Annotated in this window: 14 protein-coding genes; 6 read left to right on the top strand and 8 right to left on the bottom strand. The window is 63.9% G+C overall.

All coding sequences use genetic code 11. The annotated features are described in order from the left end of the window. Positions 1–15 precede the first annotated feature (15 nt). On the bottom strand, positions 16–879 hold the full coding sequence (locus tag LB568_RS09465; RefSeq protein WP_013892560.1) for an RNA polymerase factor sigma-32: 864 nt from the start codon (positions 877–879) through the stop codon (positions 16–18). A 322-nt stretch (positions 880–1,201) separates the two neighbouring features. Here LB568_RS09465 and LB568_RS09470 point away from each other — a divergent pair, with 322 nt between their 5' ends. The 3 genes from LB568_RS09470 (at position 1,202) to LB568_RS09480 (ending at position 3,538) form a co-directional block, all read left to right on the top strand. Continuing rightward, complete coding sequence (locus tag LB568_RS09470) at positions 1,202–1,975, top strand: amino acid ABC transporter substrate-binding protein (protein WP_013892561.1); 774 nt, start codon at positions 1,202–1,204, stop codon at positions 1,973–1,975. Between the two features lie 118 nt (positions 1,976–2,093). Continuing rightward, positions 2,094–2,774, top strand: coding sequence for an amino acid ABC transporter permease (locus LB568_RS09475; protein ID WP_224729968.1), 681 nt, complete (start codon positions 2,094–2,096; stop codon positions 2,772–2,774). Then, positions 2,771–3,538, top strand: coding sequence for an amino acid ABC transporter ATP-binding protein (locus LB568_RS09480; protein WP_224729969.1), 768 nt, complete (start codon positions 2,771–2,773; stop codon positions 3,536–3,538). The genes LB568_RS09475 and LB568_RS09480 overlap by 4 nt, the downstream gene beginning before the upstream one ends. A gap of 159 nt (positions 3,539–3,697) precedes the next feature. Here the strand turns inward: LB568_RS09480 and LB568_RS09485 are convergent, their stop codons facing one another. The 6 genes from LB568_RS09485 to LB568_RS09510 form a co-directional block, all read right to left on the bottom strand. Continuing rightward, the gene (locus LB568_RS09485; RefSeq protein ID WP_010911999.1) at positions 3,698–4,279 is read right to left on the bottom strand and encodes a CarD family transcriptional regulator; all 582 of its coding nucleotides are present in this window, start codon (positions 4,277–4,279) and stop codon (positions 3,698–3,700) included. 369 nt (positions 4,280–4,648) lie between these two features. After that, a complete protein-coding gene (fdxA, locus tag LB568_RS09490) occupies positions 4,649–4,987 on the bottom strand; it encodes a ferredoxin FdxA (protein ID WP_013892564.1) in 339 nt (112 codons plus the stop codon). Positions 4,988–5,254: 267 nt separating this feature from the next. After that, complete coding sequence (locus LB568_RS09495; protein WP_023769389.1) at positions 5,255–5,641, bottom strand: RNA-binding S4 domain-containing protein; 387 nt, start codon at positions 5,639–5,641, stop codon at positions 5,255–5,257. A gap of 27 nt (positions 5,642–5,668) precedes the next feature. Further along, positions 5,669–9,157, bottom strand: coding sequence for a helicase-related protein (locus tag LB568_RS09500; RefSeq protein ID WP_224729970.1), 3,489 nt, complete (start codon positions 9,155–9,157; stop codon positions 5,669–5,671). Between the two features lie 725 nt (positions 9,158–9,882). Then, the gene (gene phbB / locus LB568_RS09505) at positions 9,883–10,608 is read right to left on the bottom strand and encodes an acetoacetyl-CoA reductase (protein WP_013892567.1); all 726 of its coding nucleotides are present in this window, start codon (positions 10,606–10,608) and stop codon (positions 9,883–9,885) included. A 128-nt stretch (positions 10,609–10,736) separates the two neighbouring features. Then, complete coding sequence (locus LB568_RS09510) at positions 10,737–11,915, bottom strand: acetyl-CoA C-acetyltransferase (RefSeq protein WP_013892568.1); 1,179 nt, start codon at positions 11,913–11,915, stop codon at positions 10,737–10,739. 296 nt (positions 11,916–12,211) lie between these two features. Here LB568_RS09510 and phaR point away from each other — a divergent pair, with 296 nt between their 5' ends. Next, on the top strand, positions 12,212–12,820 hold the full coding sequence (gene phaR, locus LB568_RS09515) for a polyhydroxyalkanoate synthesis repressor PhaR (protein ID WP_013892569.1): 609 nt from the start codon (positions 12,212–12,214) through the stop codon (positions 12,818–12,820). Between the two features lie 19 nt (positions 12,821–12,839). On the opposite strand, the gene LB568_RS09520 is transcribed toward phaR, so the two are convergent. After that, positions 12,840–13,982 (bottom strand): citrate synthase, encoded by a 1,143-nt coding sequence (locus tag LB568_RS09520; RefSeq protein ID WP_041164553.1) that lies wholly within the window; start codon positions 13,980–13,982, stop codon positions 12,840–12,842. An 89-nt stretch (positions 13,983–14,071) separates the two neighbouring features. Here LB568_RS09520 and LB568_RS09525 point away from each other — a divergent pair, with 89 nt between their 5' ends. Further along, positions 14,072–15,160 carry a citrate synthase/methylcitrate synthase gene (locus LB568_RS09525; protein ID WP_224729971.1) on the top strand — a complete coding sequence of 363 codons (1,089 nt, stop codon included), beginning with the start codon at positions 14,072–14,074 and terminating at the stop codon, positions 15,158–15,160. Positions 15,161–15,368: 208 nt separating this feature from the next. Continuing rightward, the gene (locus LB568_RS09530; RefSeq protein WP_224729972.1) at positions 15,369–16,499 is read left to right on the top strand and encodes a patatin-like phospholipase family protein; all 1,131 of its coding nucleotides are present in this window, start codon (positions 15,369–15,371) and stop codon (positions 16,497–16,499) included. Positions 16,500–17,022: the final 523 nt, after the last annotated feature.

Consider the following 17,022-nt stretch of genomic DNA (forward strand, 5'->3'; position numbering starts at 1 on the left):
GAGCCGGCTTCGCGGTCAGGCGGCTGTCGCCAGGAACTCCGGATTCTGCTTCACCAGCGCGACCTTGAGCTTTTCCATGGCGCGGGCCTCGATCTGGCGTACGCGCTCCTTGGAAATGCCGAGCGTTTCGCCGAGTGCCTCAAGCGTCGCACCCTCGTCGCTGAGCCGGCGTTCCTCGATGATGCGCAGTTCACGGGCGTTGAGGGCGGCGAGAGCCGCTTTCAGCCAGACGGAGCGGCGCGCGACATCGATGCGGTCGCTGACGACCTCATCGGGCAGGGGATCGTCCGAGACCAGGAAATCCATCCGCTCGGTGGCGCCCGCATCGTCGGCCAGCGGCACGTTGAGCGAGGAATCCGGAGCCGACAGCCGCGAATCCATCATCGCCACATCAGCTTCGGAAACACCAAGCGCAACCGACACTTCGCGATACAGGGTTTCGTTGGAGAGCGGCTCGGCGCCATTTGCCAAGCGGGCACGCAAGCGCCTGAGATTGAAGAACAGCGCCTTTTGCGCGGAACTCGTGCCGCCGCGCACGATCGACCAATTGCGCAGGATGTAGTCCTGCATCGAGGCTCGGATCCACCATGTCGCATAGGTCGAGAACCGCACGTCGCGTTCGGGCTCGAAGCGCGCGGCGGCCTCGAGCAGGCCGACATGGCCTTCCTGGATCAGATCGCCAAGCGGCAGGCCGTAATGGCGGAATTTGGAAGCCATGGAGATGACCAGCCGCATATGAGCGACGGTGATGCTGTGCAAAGCGTTCTGGTCGTTGTCTTCTTTCCAGAGCAGGGCCAGCCGATGCTCCTCGTCACGCTCCAGGTAGGGGGCCTTCATGGCCGCGCGGACCATGGTCCGTCCTGCCGTGTCTTCCATCATGAGGCACTCCCTGGCTCAGGCGATGCGAATAACGAACTGGCAGGGCGTCGGGTTGAAATCGCGGCGTCGTGCCCTAGAACAGCCAAAACTGCCATGCGCGAGAAAAGTTCCGCCCGCGCGGGCAGGCGAGCGGTATCATCCGGGCGATTTCGCAGCGGTTGCCTGGACCATCAGGATGCTGCGAATAAGGCCCCTGCGGAGAATGCGGTTTCAGAAATCCATTGTTTTTGAAATCTCGTTCCTTATTTTTTCGACCTGCATCTGTCATTTTCCAACCCTCACAACATGCCGGGTTGCCGGCCAAGGACGGGATCACAGAAAAATGAAATGGCTCAAGTCGCTCATCATTGCCGGAACGCTGCAAGCCCTGGCTGTCGCATCGGGCCATGCCGGCGCCAATCTCGACCAGATCAAGCAGGCCGGGGTCATCAAGGTCGGCACGGAAGGCACCTACGCACCCTTCACCTATCATGACGCTTCCGGCGCGCTGGTCGGCTTCGACGTCGAAATCGCCAAGGCGATCGGCGACAAGCTCGGGGTCAAGGTCGAGTTCCTCGAGGGCAAGTGGGACGGGCTGATCGCGGGCCTCGACGTCAACCGCTACGATGCCGTCATCAACGAAGTCGGCATCACCGACGCCCGCAAGGCCAAGTATGATTTCTCCGATCCCTACATCGCCTCCAAGGCGGTGCTGATCGTGCGCGGCGACAACACCGACATCAAGACCTTCGCCGATCTCAAGGGCAAGAAGTCGGCGCAGTCGCTGACCTCGAATTTCGGCAAGCTGGCCGAGACGAACGGCGCCGAACTGGTCGGCACCGATGGTTTCGACCAGTCGATCCAGCTGCTTTTGACCGGCCGTGCCGACGCCACCATCAACGACAGCCTGTCGTTCCTCGACTTCAAGAAGCACAAGCCCGACGCCAATGTGAAGATCGCCGCGCAAGAGGAAAACGCCGACTATTCAGGCGTGATCGTGCGCAAGGGCGATCCCGAGCTGGTCGCCGCGATCAACAAGGCGCTGGCCGACATCAAGGCGGATGGCACCTATCAGAAGATCGCCGACACCTATTTCGGCCAGGACGTTTCGAAGTAAGTTTTCGTGGGATGGGCCGGTTGCCGGCCCGTGCGATGCATCCAGCGGCGAGCCGTCTTTGACGGTTTGCCGCTTTTGTCGTGATATGGCTGACGTTTAGCACTCTGGAGGGTCTTTCGTGCCGCACTGGCTGCAACTGATGCTGGAGTCGCTGCCTTCGCTGCTCTGGGCCGCGCTGATCTTCACCGTGCCGTTGACGCTGCTGTCCTTCGTGCTGGGCCTGACGGTCGGCCTGGGCGCGGCGCTCGGCCGGCTGTTCGGACCCAAGCCGCTGGTCGCGCTCGTGCGCTTCTATGTCTGGATATTTCGCGGCACGCCGCTCCTGGTGCAGTTGTTCCTGATCTTCTATGGCCTGCCGTCGGTCGGCATATTGCTCGACGCCTTCACCGCGGCGCTGATCGGCTTCACGCTCAACATCGGCGCCTACACGTCGGAGATCATCCGCGCCGCCATCGGCTCGGTGCCGAAAGGCCAGTGGGAGGCCGCCTATTCGATCGGCATGACCTGGAGCCAGGCGATGCGGCGCACCATCCTGCCGCAGGCCGGCCGGGTCGCGGTGCCGCCGCTGTCCAACACCTTCATCTCGCTGGTCAAGGACACCTCGCTGGCAGCCGCCATCACAGTGCCGGAGATGTTCCAGGCGGCGCAGCGCATCGTCGCCACCACCTATGAGCCGCTGATCCTCTATGTCGAGGCGGCGATCCTCTATCTGGCGATGAGCTCGGTGCTGTCGGCCCTGCAGGCGCGGCTGGAGGAACGGCTCAACCGCTATGGCGGCTTCCTGGAGGCACGCTCATGATCGGCCTCAGCGACATCGAAAAGCGCTTCGGCGACAATCTGGTGCTGAAGGGTGTGACCGTCGCCATAGACGAAGGCAGCGTCACCGCGCTTGTCGGCCCTTCGGGCGGGGGAAAAAGCACGCTGCTGCGCTGCATTAACCTTCTGGAGATCCCGACATCGGGCACGGTCCGCATTGGCGACGAAACGCTGGAATTCCGCCCGGGCATCAAGGTGGCGACCGCCGATATCAGGCGCCTGCGCCTGCAGACCGGCATGGTGTTCCAGAATTTCCAGCTGTTTCCGCACCGCACCGCGATCGAGAATGTCATGGAAGGCCTGGTGACGGTGCTGAAATGGTCGCCGCTGAGGGCACGCGAGCGGGCGCTGGCGCTGCTGGAGAAGGTCGGCATGGAGCACAAGGCAGATGCGTGGCCGGCGACGCTGTCGGGCGGCCAGCAGCAGCGCGTCGCCATTGCCAGGGCATTGGCGCCGTCGCCGAAGGTGCTGCTCTGCGACGAGCCGACCTCGGCGCTCGATCCGGAATTGGCACAGGAGGTGGTCGATGTGCTCGGCAAGCTCGCCAGCGAAGGCACGACCATGGTGATGGCGACGCACGACCTGCGCCTCGCCTCCAAGATCGCCCAGGAAGTGGTCTTCCTCGATGCCGGCGTCGTCGTCGAAAAGGGGCCGTCCGCCGTGCTGTTCGGCAATCCGGAGCGCGAACGGACCAAGCGGTTCATCGCGACGCTGAAGCAGGAGGCGGAGAAGGAGGGCAAGGGGTGAGTCTTCTACTTCCCCCGTTGTGGGAGGTCGGACCGAAGGTCCGGAGGGTAGGCGCTGCCCCCCACCCCGCTGCTTTGCAGCGACCCTCCCCACAAGGGGGAGGGTAAACAAAAAACCCGGCGCGAGGCCGGGTTTTTCAGAACTCGAAGGTTCAAAGACTCAGGCAGCTTCTTCCTGCTCGGCTTCCTCGTTGTCGGCCTTGGCGCCACGCTTAGGGCCCTTGTTGAGGTTGACCTCGATCAGACGGACGGCTTCGGTTTCCGACATGCGGTTGACGGCCGCGATCTCGCGGGCCATGCGGTCGAGCGCCGCCTCATAGAGCTGGCGTTCGGAATAGGACTGCTCCGGCTGGTTGTCGGCACGGTAGAGGTCGCGCACGACTTCAGAGATCGAGATCAGGTCGCCCGAATTGATCTTGGCATCATATTCCTGGGCGCGGCGCGACCACATGGTGCGCTTGACGCGGGCGCGGCCCTGGACGACCTTCAGCGCGCGCTCGACATAATCCTCTTCCGAAAGCTTGCGCATGCCGATGGAGGTCGCCTTGGCGACCGGCACCTTCAGGCGCATCTTGTCCTTCTGGAAATCGATGACGAATAGCTCAAGCTTGTGACCGGCCACTTCCTGCTCGTCGATCGACACGATCTGGCCGACGCCGTGCGCCGGATAGACAATGTACTCACCGGTCTTGAAACCATGACGCGCACCGGTGGACTTCTTCTGCGGGGTGATCGTAGCCATTACGCCCTGAACTCCTTGTTGTGGTACCGGCGTCCTGCCGGTCCGAACTCGTGCGATCGGGGGAACCGATCGTTAGCCGCACAACAGATGAACCCATCGGAAAAGCCGGACCGGCAAACCGCACAGATTGCGACCGCCTGGCCCAGATCGCTCTGGTCCGGAATGGGATTTTCACCTTTCAGTGATTTGGGGCGTCTGCGCCATAAATCGACGTTGTGTCACCGGCATGTTTGGCTGATGTAACACAAAAAGTCGGAAGAATCAAGGTTTTGCTGCGTCAGCGAAGGCCACAGGTCCGTGCCGCCTGTCAAGGCGCTCAATGCAGCATGGCTCTTACCTTGCGTAATACCGGCCTTCGCGACCGGGTTGTCAATCGCCCTCGCCGGGCTCGGCGGAGAAGTATTTCTCGAATTTGCCAGCCTCGCCGTCGAAGGTTTTGGCGTCGGCCGGTGGCTCCTTCTTGGCGGTGATGTTGGGCCATTTCTCGGCGTATTCGGTATTGATCTGCAGCCATTTGTCGAGGCCCGACTCGGTGTCGGGCTTGATCGCGTCGGCAGGGCATTCCGGCTCGCAGACGCCGCAGTCGATGCACTCGTCGGGATGAATGACGAGCATGTTCTCGCCTTCGTAGAAACAGTCGACCGGACAGACCTCGATGCAATCCATATATTTGCATTTGATACAGTTGTCGGTCACGACATAGGTCATCGGTCGGCTCCGGGACGTCCCAGCTCTATTGGGCCAGTTTTGTTGGGCTTTTTCCGTGAGGTAACGCCTTTGTCCGTCGCTTGCAAGGGCAGCCATGCCCAACGGCATCGGCGTTTCCGGAATGAAATTCCAGCACGCGGGTGCGACAGGGGCATTTGGTGTCCTGTTTGCCGGGGTCGGTTTCCGTCTGGCGTCTGTCGCTGTCCCAAATCGCCAACCGCGTCTTTGGCCACAAACCTCTTGGCCGATCCTCTTGGGCGACAAGCCTCAATCTTCGCCGAGCAAGCGGTCGGTCTGGCGGCGCTCCCGTTTGGTCGGGCGGCCGCTGCCAGCCTCGCGCAGCGCTGGGATGGCATCGGGCACGCTGTCGGCCTTCGGCGTAGGCAGCGGCGACATGTCCTCGTAGAGGGTGCGAGCCTCCTCGGCCGGGCCGCGCCGCACACCGGCGCCGAGCACCTTCCAGACGAAAATGCGCCGGTCGAGCGTGATGGTCAGCACGTCGCCCGGCTTGACCAGATCCGAGGCCTGCGCTGCTTTGTCGCGATTGATGCGCACGCGGCCAGCGACCACCAGCTTCGCCGCCAGCGAGCGCGATTTCACGGCCCGCGAGAAGAACAGCCATTTGTCAATGCGCTGGCGGCCTTCAGCAACCATCGAAGCGCTATCTCTTGGTCTAGGGGCCTACTTCTTCAGCTGGTCGCGCAAGGCGGCGAGCTTGGCGAAGGGTGAGTCCGGATCGAAGCGGACCGGGCGTTCCTCGCGCGGCTTCGGCTGGAAAACGGGCTTTGCGCCCCCTTGATCGGGGCGACCGCCCTTGCCTTCCGGCCTGCCGCCCTTCCAGTCGGGCCGGCCTTCACGGCGTTCGGGACGTTCGCCTTGCGGGCGGCCGTCGCGGCGCTGTTCGCCTTCGCCCTGCGGCTTGGGCTTGAACTTCGAACGATCGAAGCGCGGCTTGCCGGCGCCGTCGCGGCGGCCTTCATAGGCCGGACGCTCGCCTGGCATGCCCGTTGCCTGGGCGCCGACGGCATCGGTCGGTGCGTTGCCTCGGCCGCGCGCCTGGCCGTTGCGCTGGCGATTGTTGCGGCCTTCCTGATGACGGGGGCGCTGATCGAAACGGCCCTGGCGCCACAGCAGGATCGGCTTGGGCGCTTCGGCTTCGGCGGCGGGCTCACTGGCCTCACCCTCCCCCTCGTGGGGAGGGTCGGCGCGCAGCGCCGGGGTGAGGGGAGCGCCGGTACCGTCAGCACCGCCTGCCTCACTGGCTTCATCAGCACTACGTGCATCGTCGGCGCCATCACCCGCGTCGCTTCGCGCCGCGACCTTCCCCATCGAGGGGGAGGTGGGGGCGTCGGCGCCTTCTGTGGCAGTGACGTTGGCGACAACTTCTGCAACAGCCGGAGTTTCTTCCACGATTTCTGCGGGAGTTGCGACTTGCTCTTCCGTGACAGGCTCTGACGCTGTTTCCGCAATGGCTGAGGTTTCGATTGTAGCTTCAACAGCCGTTTCCGCGACAGGTTCTGCGGCTGTTTCCGCGATGGCTTCGGGCGGAGCTTCGACCGCCGCCTCGGCGGCAGCCGGCTCGGAACCTTCGACCGCGGCTTCGGCTGCCTTGGCCTGTTCGGCGCGTGCGGCCTCTTCCGCCGCGAGCTTGGCGGCTGTCGCTTCGCGCGCGGCATTGTCCTGCGCCTCCAGCCGTGCCTTGACCTCGGCCGCCGGTTTCGGCTCGGCGCGGTAGCCGAGGCCCTTCAATATCTCTTCCATGTCGTCGGCGGTGGCGCCGAGGATCGACATCATCGGCGGCGTCACCATGAAGGACTGGCCGTCATAGGCGCCGTCCGGCCGCTGGCCAAGGCCGGGCTTCCAGTTGGTCGCCGGACGGATCAGGTCGGCCAGACGCTCCAGGATGTCGATGCGCACGGCGCGGCGGCCAAGATTGCGGTAGCCGGCAAGCTTGTAGAAGGCCTTGTCGAAGGTCGGATCGATGACCACCGAGGTGCGGCCCGATGCCAGCGCGTGGACCACGTCGCCAAAGCCGGGCTTGTCCTTGCCGTCGTTCTTCAGCGCCCACAGCAAGGTCACCAGTCCAGCCGGTGCCGGCTTGATCAGCGCCGGCACGAAGACATGGTAGGCGCCGAAGCGCACGCCAAGCCGGCGTAGCGCCGCACGGCCTTCCTGGTCGAGCGACTTCATCTCCTCGGCGATGTCGCGGCGGTTGATGAGGCCGAAATTCTCGACGAGCTGGAAGGCGATGCCACGGCCGATGCCGGAAATCTGGTCGGCATTCTTCAGGTCGACCAGTGGCTTCAGCAGCGTTTCGATCTGGAAATTGACGAAGCGTTCGGCACGCGCGGCGACCTTGTCGCGCGCCGGGCCGGTCAACTGTTCGTCGGCCAGCAGCACCAGGCGCGGCTTCAGTGCGTCCTCGCCTGAAACCAGCGTGCCGATCGGTGCGCCGATCCAGCGCAGCGTGCCGTCCGAACCAAGCGCAAGGTCGCCATTGGCGCAGGCGCCGAAGCGTTCGGCGCGTGCCTCGAATTCGGCGGCCAGCGCCTTTTGCGCGGCCGTGCGCACGGCCTTGGCGTCTTCGCCGCCGGCCGTCTGGTCGGCTGTGAAGCGGAACCCTTGCAGCTCGCCGACATGATGGCCTTCGACAAGGACGGTTCCGGTAGGACTGATTTCGGCTTCAGGCATGGTATTTTCTCTAAGGCGCCGCATGAGGACGGAAGTCCTGCGGTCTACGAAGCGTTTCGTCAACCGCTCATGCAGCGCATCCGACAATCTGTCTTCGATTTCGCGCGTCTTTTCCTGCCAGTGTGCCTGATCGGCCAGCCAGCCTGGCCGGTTCGACACAAATGTCCAGGTGCGGATCTGGGCGATGCGGTGCGACAGCGTGTCGATGTCGCCCTCGGTGGTGTCGGCGCGGCGCACCTGCTCGGCCATGTAATTCTCGTCGACATGGCCGTGCCGGGCAAGGTCCATGTAGATCGAGGCGATGAGGTCGGCATGCTGGGCCGGGGCGATCTTGCGGTAGTCGGGGAGTGCGCAGGCTTCCCACAGCAGCGCCACGCGCCTGGCATCGGTGGCCAGCGCGCGGATGTCGCCGTCGCGCGACAGATATTCGAGCGCCTGTGCGTCGACCGCCGGCAGCGCGCGCGTCAAACCCTCGACCGGAGCGTTGGTCTCGATCGAGCGCTTCAGCGCGTCGAGGCTGGCGAAGTCGAAACGCGCGGTGCGCCACTGCAGCACCTTCACCGGATCGAAGTCGTGGCCCTCGATCTTCTTGACCAGCTCTTCGTCGAGCGGATCGACCTGGCCGGTGACGCCAAAGGTGCCGTCGCGCAGATGCCGGCCGGCGCGGCCGGCGATCTGGCCAAGCTCGGCCGCCGTCAGATTGCGGTACTGGTAGCCGTCGAACTTGCGGTTCTGGGCAAAGGCGACATGGTCGAGATCGAGGTTGAGACCCATGCCGATGGCATCGGTGGCGACGAGATAGTCGACATCGCCCGACTGGAACAGCGCCACCTGCGCGTTGCGGGTGCGCGGCGACAGCGCGCCGAGCACGACGGCGGCGCCACCTTGCTGGCGGCGGATCAACTCGGCGATGGCATAGACCTCATCGGCGGAGAAGGCGACGATCGCGGTGCGACGCGGCAGCCGGGTCAGCTTCTTGGAGCCGGCATAGGCGAGATGCGATAGCCGCGGCCGCGTCACCACCGAGACGCCCTTCAGCAGCCGCTGCAGGATGCCATGCATGGTGGCCGCGCCAAGCAGCAACGTCTCCTGGCGGCCGCGCAGATGCAGGATACGATCGGTGAAGATGTGGCCACGCTCGAGATCGCCGGCCAGTTGCACCTCATCTATGGCGACGAAGGCGGCATCGGTCTCGCGCGGCATGGCCTCGACGGTGCAGACCGAATATTTAGCGCCTTTCGGCTGGATCTTCTCCTCGCCGGTGATCAGCGCCACCTTGTGAGCTCCGACCTTTTCGCAGACGCGGGTGTACACCTCACGCGCCAGCAGCCGAAGCGGCAGGCCGATGATGCCGGTCTCATGCGCCACCATGCGCTCGATGGCGAGATGGGTCTTGCCGGTGTTGGTCGGGCCAAGCACGGCGGTCACGTCGCGGCCCGACAGGATCAGCGGCTCGGTGTGTTTCGGCTGGATGTTCATCGGCTCGGAAATAGGGCTTTCTGGCCTCTCATTGTCGGGAGCGTGCCCTGGACGGCGCGTATGACAGGCGACACATAGGGATTTCGGGCGCGAAGCGAAAGCGGAATGTTCCGCTGTCGGCTCGAAGGCGCCTTTGTCAAGCTCCCGATCGGTTGCGGATTAAGAGTTGGAACGAGTCTGGAACGAATCGGCGACGAATCGCTGACTCGGTTAGATTCAGCTTTTGTTCACGGCTACATATGGATTTTGTGACGATGAGTCTCACCACATGCTGAATCGTTGAACTGGCCCGTTTTATGCTAAGTGGCCTCCGTCGTTAATCTTTGCCGGCAAATGAGAAGGGTGGCTCGATCCGCCCCACTCAAGGTTATGAGATTGTTAATCTTTCTGAATTGATCGTTAAAGCATTGCCGATGATTTCGGTCCGTTAATGTTAACTTCCGCTCAAAGCCGGAACGAATCGGCGACAAAACGGCGCCGACGATACTTTCCCCTTTTGTTCTCCCAATATCTTGTGTTGTGAACAGCTTATCCACCGAGAATCCACAGGCTTGGCGACGGGTTTTGCACAGATGCCGCTGCCGCCATTAACCTTTGCGTGCCGGATTGGAGCATCGCATTGGAACGAGGCATTTTGCTGCGACAGCATATCAATGAAAAACGGACCGGTTTCCCGGCCCGCCCGATTTCTCGCTGTCGCAGCTTGTCCCGCCGAAACCACCGCCTCAGGCGAAATACTGACCGCCGTTCGCAGTGAGCGTCGAGCCGGTGATGAAGCCGGCATCCTGCGAAGCGAGGAAGACGACGCAGCGCGCGATCTCTTCCGGTTCGCCGAGGCGGCCGACGGGGATCTGCGGGATGATGCGCTCGTTGAGCACCTTCTCGTCGATCGCCTTGACCATCTCGGTGGCGATATAGCCGGGGCAGATGACGTTGACGGTGATGCCCGCGCGAGCCCCCTCCTGAGCAAGGGCCTTGCTGAAACCGATGTCGCCGGCCTTGGCTGCCGAATAATTGACCTGACCGGCCTGGCCCTTCTGGCCATTGATCGAGGAGATGGTGATGACGCGGCCGAACTTGCGGTCGCGCATGCCGCTCCACAGCGGGTGCGTCATGTTGAAAACACCGGACAGATTGGTGTCGATGACCTCTTTCCACTGCTCGCGCGTCAGTTTGTGGAACATGGCGTCGCGGGTGATGCCGGCATTGTTGACCAGCACCGAGACCGGGCCGAGATCGGCCTCGACCTGCCTGATGCCGACGGCACAGGCATCATAGTCGGCGACCGACCATTTGTAGACCGGAATGCCGGTCTCGGCCTTGAACTTCGCCGCCGCCTCGTCGTTGCCGGCATAGTTCGCGGCAACGGAATAGCCTGCGGCCTTCAGAGCGATCGAAATCGCGGCGCCGATGCCGCGCGATCCCCCCGTGACGATTGCAACCTTGGTCATGCGCTCCCTCCCTTTGGTCGGGAGAGCGAATAGGGAGTAGCGAATAGCGAGTAGGGATCAAATGTCCTGTCGCGCTGACGCCATTCTTCCCTATTGGCTGCTCCCTATTCGCTATTCACTTCTCTTTCTTAGAGCGCTTCCACGCACATGGCGACGCCCATGCCGCCGCCGATGCACAGGGTGGCCAGGCCCTTCTTGGCGCCACGGCGGCGCATCTCGAAGACCAGCGTGTTGAAGACGCGGGCGCCGGACGCACCGATCGGGTGGCCGATGGCGATGGCGCCGCCATTGACGTTGACGATCGAGGGATCCCAGCCCATGTCCTTGTTGACGGCGCAGGCCTGCGCGGCAAATGCCTCGTTGGCCTCGACGAGGTCGAGATCGCCGACCGACCAGCCGGCCTTTTCCAAGGCCTTGCGCGAGGCGGGAATGGGTCCGGTGCCCATGATCGCCGGATCGACGCCGGCCGTTGCCCAGGACGCGATGCGCGCCAGCGGGGTGATGCCGCGCCTGGCGGCTTCCGCCTCGCTCATCAGCAGCGCTCCGGCGGCTCCGTCATTGATGCCGGACGCGTTGGCGGCGGTCACCGTGCCGTCCTTGTCGAAGGCCGGTCTCAGCTTGGTCATGGCATCGAGCGTCGCGCCGTGGCGGATATACTCATCCTGGTCGACAATGGTGTCGCCCTTCTTGCCCTTGATGGTGAAGGCGACGATCTCGTCCTTGAATTTGCCGGCCTTCTGCGCGGCCTCGGCCTTGTTCTGCGAGGCGAGCGCGAAATGGTCCTGGTCTTCACGGGTGATCTGGAACTGGCGGGCGACGTTCTCGGCGGTGTTGCCCATGTGATAGCCGTTGAAGGCATCCCACAGCCCGTCCTTGATCATGGTGTCGATCATCTTGTAGTCGCCCATCTTGACGCCGGCGCGCAGGTGCTGGGCGTGCGGCGACATCGACATCGATTCCTGGCCGCCGGCGACGATCACCTTGGCGTCGCCGGTGGCGATCTGCTGCATGCCGAGCGCGATGGCGCGCAGGCCCGAGCCGCAAACCTGGTTGAGGCCCCAAGCGGTGGTCTCCTTGGGCAGGCCGGCCATGATCGAGGCCTGGCGGGCGGGATTCTGGCCTTGAGCCGCGGTCAGCACCTGACCGAGGATGACCTCGTCGACCTCGGCCGCTTCGACACCGGCACGGGCCAGCAATTCCTTGACGACGACGGCGCCGAGCTCATGCGCCGGGGTGGCGGCAAAGGCGCCGTTGAAGGAGCCGACCGCGGTCCGCGCGGCGCTGGCAATGACGATGGAAGCGGACATTTTCTTCTCCAGACTTCATGGGTGTTGTTCTGCCGTTGAGGACTTTTCTTGCCCTTTCCCAACCCCAAGTCAAACCGGAAATGGGTATGGCGCCCATGCGCCGCAAGCAGGCCGCGCATCGCCGTGCCGGCAGGGCGGGCGCTGCTGCGCAACATATTTTGCCTGCTATGCAGCATTATATGATCCCGCACTGCACAAACTGCTTGGAATTGTGAGGCTTTTGCGCATATCCTTTAAAAAGGCGCAATCGTTACCGGCCGCTTACTCAGGCGCGCCGGTGTCCGGGGAGGATGCAGATGGCCGCAAAAGACGATCCGATTGTTATCAAGAAATACGCCAATCGCCGCCTCTACAATACGGGGACGAGCACCTATGTGACGCTCGAGGATCTGGCCGAGATGGTCAAGAAGGGCGAGGAGTTCACCGTCCAGGACGCCAAGACCGGCGACGACATCACGCATCCGGTGCTGACCCAGATCATCTTCGAACTGGAGAACAAGGACGGGCAGAATATGCTGCCGATCCCGTTCCTGCGCCAGCTGATCGCCTTCTATGGCGACCAGATGCAGATGATCGTGCCGAGCTTCCTCGAACAGTCGATGATCGCCTTTTCCAAGGAGCAGGAGCGCTTCCGCGAGCAGATGAAAGGCGCCATCGGCAAGTCGCCGCTCGACGTGATGAAGATGGCGACGCCGATCAAGGCGCTGGAAGAACAGACGCGCCGCAACATGGAAATGTTCCAGAACGCGATGCGGCTGTTCACGCCGTTCCCGCCTGCGGGCTCGGCGCCTGCCGCGGCTCCCGCCGAGCCGGCCAGGAAGGAAGCGCCGGAGAAGCCCGACGACCTGCAGCAGCTCAAGGACCAGATCGCGGCCATGCAGCGCAAGCTCGACACGATGTCGTGAGCGCTGTCATTCACGCAATCTACGGCAGCAATCCCTCATAGCGGCCGCGCGGCCTGATGATGCTGCCGCTCACGATCTGTTCGACCACATGCGCGGCCCAGCCGACGCTGCGTCCGAGCGCGAACAAATGGAACGGTGCGTCGCGGGGCAAGCCAAGGCTGCGCGTCAGCACGGCCAGGGCAAAATCGATATTCGCTGGAGCGCCGGTCGCGGCCATGGCGGCGGTTTCCAGCGATCGCAATGTCTCGTCTGTGTCGTCGATGGCCGCCAAGAGTGCTGTGGCGCGAGGATCGCCCTCGGGATAAAGCTGATGGCCGAAGCCCGGCAGCGGCCGGTCGTGGCCGAGCCAGCGCCGGATCGTGGCATCGGCGCCGTGCCGTGCCGCATCGTCGGCGAGTTGCATCACCGCTTCGCTGGCGCCACCGTGCCGGGGGCCGGAAAGCGTTGCCAGGCCCGCCAGCAGGCAAGCAGCAGGCGAGGCTCCGGTCGAGGCCGCGACGCGGGCTGCAAAGGTCGATGCGTTGAGTTCGTGGTCGGCGAGCAGCACAAGGGCGCGCCGGATTGCTTCCGCACCGCCATCATCCACCGACCAGCCCCGGGCCAATCGCCGATGCACCGGGTCGGATCCCGGCGAGGCACCGATGGCGCTGGCCAGCACGCCGATAGCGCGCGCGGCATCGGCGCAGAGCGAGGCGGCACTGCGTCCAAGCGAGGGCCGCCCCTGGCCGGCAAGCGTGGCAAGGTGCGCGAAGGCCGGGGCCTGGCCAAGCTGGCCGGAGGCATCCGACGCCTGCGCTTCGAAACTCACCGGTTCTGGCCGGGCCCAAAGCAGGGCGGCGGTTTCCTCCAGCGTGGCATGTTCGCAGAGCGCAACGGCGTCCCGTCCCCGATAGACGAGCCTGCCGTGCCAAACGGTCGAGATCGACGTTGCGATCGACGGCTCGCCCCAGGCGATGGCGCTTTCGGCGATGGCCGAGGGGCTGCGTCCGCGCGCCCTTCGCGTCGCCAGCGCCGCCACATCGTCGGCGCGGTACTGGCTGCGGCGCGGATCGGCACGGTCGGGCCGCATGCCGATGCGCCCGCGGCTGACATAGGCGTAGAGCGTCTGCGGCCGCACCTTGAGCCGTTCCAGCGCCTCTTCCCGTGACAACCATTCGGACATGTGAACCTGATATTGATTCTGTTGATCAAGATTGATGCCTGTGTCGCCCATCCTTATCTCCCATGCGCAAAAGCTTCAAGGAGACAGCTATGGCGAATGGGCTCGATGACGTGGTGGCGGCCGAAACAATCCTGTCGGACGTGGATGGCCTGGGCGGCCGCCTGACGATCCGCGGCCATTCCTTGCCGGAATTGGCGGGACGATGGACCTATCCGCAGGTGGTCCGCCTGCTGCTGGACGGTTTCTTCGACGACCTGCCCGGCGATGCCGAACTGGCGGCGAGCCTGGGCGAGGCACGCGTCGAGGTGTTCGATCGGCTCCAGCCTTCGCTGGTGCTGCTGGCGCCGCTCGACGTCTACAGTGCCATGCGCGCCGGAATGGCCTTATTACCGGACGGCGAAACGCTGGCGGATGCCCTGCGGCTGATCGCGGCGCCAGCGGTGCTGACGCCGGCCTTGCTGCGCCTGCAGCGCGGCGAGCAGCCGGTTGCGCCGGACGGCAAGGCCGACCATGCCGCCGACATGTTGAGGATGCTCAGAGGTTCCGCCCCGCCGCCGACATTGGCAAAGGCGCTGGATACCTATCTGGTGACGGTCTGCGACCACGGCCTCAATGCCTCCACCTTCGCCACCCGCGTCGTCGCCTCGACACTGGCTGGGCTGACCTCATCGGTGCTGGCCGGCCTCGGCGCGCTCAAGGGACCGCTGCATGGCGGCGCGCCCGGCCCGGTGATCGAGATGCTCGATGCCATCCAGGCGCATGGCGACGCGGCCGGCTGGCTGCGCGACGAGATCGCGCATGATAGGCGGATCATGGGGTTCGGCCATCGCATCTACCGCGTGCGCGATCCGCGCGCCGACGTGCTGAAGGCCGTCGTGCGGCAGATTGGCGGCGAGGGCGAGACCGGCCGCCGGCTGGCCTTCGCCGAGACGGTCGAGCAAACGGCGCTCGATGTGCTTCGGATCGCCAAGCCGCAGCGCTCGCTGCAGACCAATGTCGAGTTCTACACCGCGCTCGTGCTGGAGGCCGCGGGCTTTCCGCCAAAAGCCTTCAGCAATGTCTTCGCGGCCGGGCGCGTTTCCGGCTGGATCGCGCATGCGCGTGAGCAGCAGACGACCGGCCGGCTGATCCGGCCGCAATCGCGCTATGTCGGCCCGGTGCCGGACCTCGTCGCCTGACACTGCAAGCCGGCCTCGACGGGACTAAGCCTCTTCGCCTCAAGGCGGAGAGGCTTTTGCGCATGACCGAAATTTCATGTGATCACGCGACCGTGTTCGTGTTCTTGCCTTGGTCCGCCCTTATATGCTGCACTGCAACATAGCCTGCCGTGACCCTGCCGCTCCGATTCCCGGACCGATGGGTCGGCACCGAGGTAACAGGAACGCCATGACGAAGAACGGCAAGGCGGAGGATAAGAAGAAGATCAACATCGCCCTTCAGGGAGGCGGCTCGCATGGCGCCTTTTCCTGGGGCGTGCTCGACCGGCTGCTGGAGGACGGACGGCTGGAGATTTCGGCGGTGTCCGGCACCAGCGCCGGGGCCATGAACGCGGTGGCACTGGCCGACGGATTTGTGCGCGGCGGGGTCGACGGCGCGCGACAAAAGCTCGATGATTTCTGGCACGCGGTAGCGGCGAAGGGCCGGTTCAGTCCGGTGCAGCGCATGCCATGGGATGTCGCCTGGGGCAACTGGTCGATCGAGAACACGCCGGGCTATGTCTTCTTCGACACCATGTCGCGGGTGTTCTCGCCCTATGTCGCCAACCCGCTTGGCCTCAATCCGCTGCGCGACGTGGTTCAGCAGGAGATCGATTTCAAGAATGTCCATGCCTGCAAGTCGATGGAACTGTTCATCTCCGCCACCAATGTCGAGACCGGGCAGCTGCGGGTGTTCTCCGATGGCGAGATCGACCTCGACACGGTGATGGCCTCGGCCTGCCTGCCGCAACTGTTCCGCGCCGTCGAGATCAAGGGCGTGCCCTACTGGGATGGCGGCTATGGCGGCAACCCGGCGCTCTATCCGTTCTTCAAGACGGCGGCGACCGAGGATGTGCTTCTGGTTCAGATCAATCCAGTGGTGCGGGAGGGAACGCCCAGGAGCGCCAACGAGATCCAGAACCGCATCGACGAGATCACCTTCAACGCCGGGCTGCTGCGCGAATTCCGCTCGATCGCCTTCGTCAAGGAACTGATCGCCGCCGGCCGGCTGCCGCATGGCGAATATCGCGACATCCGCATGCATCGCATCGATGCCGACGAGGCGTTCAAGGATCTGTCGGCGTCATCGAAGGTCAATGCCGAATGGGCATTCCTGACCTATCTGCGCGATCTCGGACGCACCGCCGCCAGCGACTGGCTTGAGGAGAATTACGACGCGGTCGGCAAACGGGCGACGCTCGATCTTTCCGGCGAACTCGATGACGGTTTCAAGCCGGTGCGCGGTCCCGCACCCGGCCGGCGGGTGAAGGAATTCCTGGCGGCGCGCAAGAACCCGGAGGTGGAGCGCCGTCGGGCCTGAGCCCGTCTGTTGCCGAAGAGCGATGGCCGATCTGCATCAGCGAGAGTTTTCGGCATCCATGGATTTCGGACAGAGCGACAACCCGCACCGGCAACCAATGCGTGTGAACAACGCATCATCATGCTGACGCCTGCTGCCACCGACCTTCCGGCAATGCCTTGCGCTGTCGCACGATATTGCCGGAAACCGGCGAGCGGAATGGTCGGCATCGTCGTTGCGCGTCGCATGGACAATGACCGGCATTGCTGCACGCACAGGGCGTTGGGGGATGCGTCACGAATGGCAGGTCCAGCACCCTCCGGTGTTGGACGCACAGGCACTTTCGACGCCAGGTTCGATGCCCGCGGACTGGTCTTTGGCAATCTTAATCGGAATAACATTCCTGGCAATTTCATCAGTATTCCAATGCATTGCCTAGATTTTCCGGCGCCGGGCATCGGTGCCTGCCGTCGGCCGAAATGATTTGTTCATCGATGAAAATCAGCGTCCGGATCAACGATCCAGCGCGCGACGGCAGCTGTAT

Source organism: Mesorhizobium sp. B263B2A (genome assembly GCF_020165775.1).
GTDB lineage: Bacteria > Pseudomonadota > Alphaproteobacteria > Rhizobiales > Rhizobiaceae > Mesorhizobium > Mesorhizobium opportunistum.